Genomic DNA, 2,911 nt, shown 5'->3' on the forward strand with positions numbered 1-2,911 from the left:
CGGCGAATCCCCCACCGCCTATCCACTAGAGGAGTCAGTCCATGCACGCCATGTCGACACCCAGAGCCACGTCAACACCGCCGCCGAGTCGCACTCCGCAATCGATGCCCCACCCCCGCCCGTGGCGATGGGTGGGGCACGGAACGCGAGCGCTCGCCATCGCGGGCGCCGTGGCGGCGGCAATCGGCCTGGCGGGCACCGTCGATCGTCCGATGGTGACGCTGACCGCTGGCGACGGGCTTGACCTCGCGCCCGGCATCTCGGTCACCCCGGCTCCGGGCTGGACGGTCGAAGACCAGGGTTCCGGGTGGGTCATCCTGCACAACGCCTTCTCCACCGCGGAATTGGAAGTCAAGATCAAACCTGCCCGTGGGACCGATCCGGTCGCCGTGCTGCAGTCCGACATCAATCAGTTGAGCAGCCTGTCCACGACGGGCCTGACCAACGTCAGAGACCTGTCCGCGCCCACCTCAAAGCCGGTGCAGAGTGCAAACTTTCAGCAGGAATCCGGTATCGACTACACCGCTGACGGTACGTCGCGGATGGGACTTATCCCCGTCATCGGCTCGTTTATCGAGTTGCTGAACACCTCGACGCATCAGTCGGCTTTCGTCGTCTTCGCGCAGAACGGCGACGCGCCCACCCGCGCTGACAACGAGGGCCAGACGATGATCGATTCATTGCTGTGACGCCGCCCAACGCGGACACAGACCACTCGACCGTGTTGATAGCATCGCCGCATCTCTGAATTGGGAGCAAGCCGGTGGAGGAAGTGGCGTTTGGGCGCTATCAGCTGCTCGGGCTGATCGGTGAAGGCGGCATGGGCAAGGTGTTCCGTGCCTACGACCCGGAGCTGGAGCGCGAGGTGGCGCTCAAGGTGTTGGCGGCGGACCGCGCCGACGCACCGGGGTTTCGTGAGCGGTTTCGCCGGGAGGCGCGCACTGCCGCGCGGCTGACTCAACCACACGTCATCCCGATCCATGATTCCGGCGAGGCAGCGGGTCACCTGTATCTGGTCATGCCGATCATCGATGGCGTCGATTTGGGCACGTTGTTGGAACGAGAAGGGCCGATGCGTCCCGATCGCGCGGTCGGCTTGATTGAGCAGCTTGCCGGAGCTCTCGATGCTGCCCATGCCCGCGGCCTGGTCCACCGCGACGTCAAACCGTCCAACGTGCTATTGGCCGAGGACGACTTCGTGTACCTGATCGACTTCGGTATCGCGCACGACGCTGGGGCGACGAAGTTAACCAGTACCGGAACCACCCTGGGCACCTGGGCCTACATGGCGCCGGAGCGCTTTTCCCCGGAAAGGCCGACGCCCGTGCCGATATCTACGCGTTGGCCTGCGTCCTCAACGAATGCCTGACGGCAAGCCTGCCCTTTCCCACCGAAAGCCTTCCCCAGCAGATGCACGCGCACCTCTACCAGGATCCGCCCCGGCCCAGTGCCGAAAGATCCGGCATACCAGCCGCTTTCGACGCGGTCATCGCCCGCGGTATGGCCAAAGACCCCGACCACCGCTACCAAACCGCGCGGGAGCTGGCGACCGCCGCGCGTCAAGCGCTGACCGAGACCGATACTCCGGCGCCAGCGGAACCGCACACCATGCCCGCCACCCTCTCGGAGGTGACCACGCAGGCACCCGTGCCCGGGCCTATGGTGCCCGTCGGCCGCAGCGAGCCGACGCGACTGGACGACGTCGAGCAGCCCGCACGGTTCGTCTCCCAACAGCCGCCAACGCAGCAGGCGCCGGTTTCCGCCGAGGGCTACGGCAGCGCACATGCGCCCTCGGTCGATGTCGGCGCACCAGCAGCCGAACAGGCGCCGCGTCGGCGGCGCAGCCGGAACACCAAAGTTGCGCTGATCGCCGGCGGGATCACACTCATTGCCGTCGTCACGATCGGACTCGTCGCGGTCCTCCCCACACGATCGCCGACGAATGGGGCTGGGCCCCCGTCCAGCTCGCCCGCTCCGCCGCCGCCCGCCCAGGTTGTGCTGCCGTTTGTCGGCCTCAACAACCCGAGGGGCGTAGCGGTGGACACCGCGGGCAACGTGTACGTCGTCGACACCGGCAACAAACGGGTGCTCCAGCTGCCGGCGGGCTCGACCGTCCAGGCGGTGCTGCCATTCAGCGGCGTCATTTACCCCGCGGATGTCGCGGTGGACGCCGCTGGCGCCGTCTACGTTTCGGACAGCGCAATGGTCAACGACAACGTACGCAAGCTGGCGGCGGGGCAGCCGGATCCCACCGTGCTGCCATTCGCCGGCCTCCGCGCTCCGGGCAGCCTGGCGGTGGACGCCGCCGGCAACCTTTATGTCTCCGACGAGGGCAACGATCGCGTGCTGAAGCTGGCGCCGGGAGCCACCGCGCAGGTCGCGCTGCCGTTCACGAACCTCAGGGACCCGCTCATCATGACCGCGAACAGCGCGGGCGACGTCTACATGTTCTCCGGTGGCGGCGTCGATCTGAAACTAGCGGCGGGGGCCGGCGCGCCGACTAATGTGACGGCCGCTATTAGCTACCCCAGCGGCGTGGCGGTGGACGCGGCCGGCAACATCTATGTCTGCGACTCCGGCGACAACAGCGTGGTAGAACTGCCGGCCGGTTCGAACTCTCAGACCACGTTGCCGTTCACAGGCCTTAAAAACCCCCAGGGTGTGGCAGTGGACAACGCCGGCAACGTATACGTCGCCGATTCCGACAACAACAGGGTGCTGAAACTGCCACTGGGTAAGCACTGACAAAGTCCACATCCACAACACCGGCCTGCGTCAGAGTCGACACGGCCGATGTGCCCGCCTTTGCGCGACAACATGATTCGCGGCGCGGCGCCACCAAAGATTGTCGCTCAAAGCCGGGCACATCGGGTGTCGGCCGGTGCAGAGACACATGTGACAGTCGTGCCAA

3 protein-coding genes are annotated in these 2,911 nt (G+C 66.3%); all 3 read left to right on the forward strand.

Annotated elements, in window-relative coordinates:
• Positions 1-104: 104 nt before the first annotated feature.
• The 3 genes from JO236_RS20420 to JO236_RS20430 all read left to right on the forward strand — a co-directional run bounded on the left by JO236_RS20420 (position 105) and on the right by JO236_RS20430 (position 2,745).
• Positions 105-689, forward strand: coding sequence for a hypothetical protein (locus tag JO236_RS20420; protein ID WP_293334767.1), 585 nt, complete (start codon positions 105-107; stop codon positions 687-689).
• 74 nt (positions 690-763) lie between these two features.
• Complete coding sequence (locus tag JO236_RS20425) at positions 764-1,369, forward strand: serine/threonine-protein kinase (protein ID WP_293334770.1); 606 nt, start codon at positions 764-766, stop codon at positions 1,367-1,369.
• A 41-nt stretch (positions 1,370-1,410) separates the two neighbouring features.
• On the forward strand, positions 1,411-2,745 hold the full coding sequence (locus JO236_RS20430; protein ID WP_293334773.1) for a hypothetical protein: 1,335 nt from the start codon (positions 1,411-1,413) through the stop codon (positions 2,743-2,745).
• Positions 2,746-2,911 lie beyond the last annotated feature (166 nt).

The organism is Mycobacterium sp. (genome assembly GCF_019247635.1).
Classification (GTDB): Bacteria; Actinomycetota; Actinomycetes; order Mycobacteriales; family Mycobacteriaceae; genus Mycobacterium.

Excerpts from the sequence above, each read along its gene's own strand:
- JO236_RS20420 (WP_293334767.1), top strand. The coding sequence starts at position 105 with ATGCCCCACCCCCGCCCGTGGCGATGGGTGGGGCACGGAACGCGAGCG.
- JO236_RS20430 (WP_293334773.1), top strand. The coding sequence starts at position 1,411 with ATGCACGCGCACCTCTACCAGGATCCGCCCCGGCCCAGTGCCGAAAGA.